Source organism: Oleiphilus sp. HI0066 (genome assembly GCF_001635725.1).
The window spans coordinates 1-923 of sequence record NZ_LWFH01000782.1; the positions used below are offsets into that span (position 1 = coordinate 1).

1 protein-coding gene is annotated in these 923 nt (G+C 43.7%); it reads right to left on the reverse strand.

The window, feature by feature from the left end; translation table 11 throughout:
* A partial coding sequence (locus A3738_RS09440) for an NAD-dependent epimerase/dehydratase family protein (RefSeq protein WP_156504143.1) occupies positions 1-354 on the reverse strand: 354 nt, incomplete at its 3' end.
* Between the last annotated feature and the right edge of the window lie 569 nt (positions 355-923).

Genomic DNA, 923 nt, shown 5'->3' on the forward strand with positions numbered 1-923 from the left:
TTTAATACCGGAATTGTTTGCCGCTTTTAAAGCATTTAAAGCGCCATCTACAGCGGGACGAATGACTTCTTCATGATTCTTCGGCTGTTGCAGCGGAACTGGCGACGCGAGGTGAAACAAACCATCACAGCCTTGCGCAGCCTCTGTCCATCCGTCTTCACTAAGAAGATCTGCTTGCGCAAATTCAATGCTATCGGCCTTGTCTGTGTACTTCGCAAACATGGCTCGAAGTGCTGGAACTTTATCGGGATTACGCACAGTGCCGCGCACTTGGTAACCATGTTCTAAAAGATCAAGAATACAGTGCCCAGCAATAAAGCCTGACGCACCAGTGACAAGAATTTTTTGTGGCATGAAACTACCCTAGTTGAAGCGAGTTTTAATTTTTATCTGGCGCTAATACTAAGGCGAAACACAAAGATAAGTAAGTAGGTGAAGAAAAGAGAAAATTGAGAGAAACGGCTGATCGCTGCTTTACGCGGGCCTGCAACGATTATTCAGCGCGCTTTAGAACGGAGTTATAAAATCCTATTAACTTACTCCTTACACAGTATGCAATTCCGTCATTACTAAATTTTACAGAGCCATATATGCAGAGCATTTATTGAACGACTACCCTCATTGGCATGCCAGAAACGGTTATTTTGTATTTTGTCGTGAGAAGTAAATCAGTATGCATTTCACCCAATCAACTGCCCGACTTATCTCTGTAATACTTAGCATTATGTTCATTACCGCTTGCTAAAGCTCATCTAGATCCGGTGATCGTCAATCAACAGGGCATAGCATTCACGACCAATCCACAAGTAACGGTAATGGAACCTCTGCTGTCACCTTGGGCAATTTTGGCTTTACTACTTCTCAGTTTAACTTCGTCGATGATGGTTCGGCATCTGCAACAAGCGTGCAGCTGCTTAATCCAG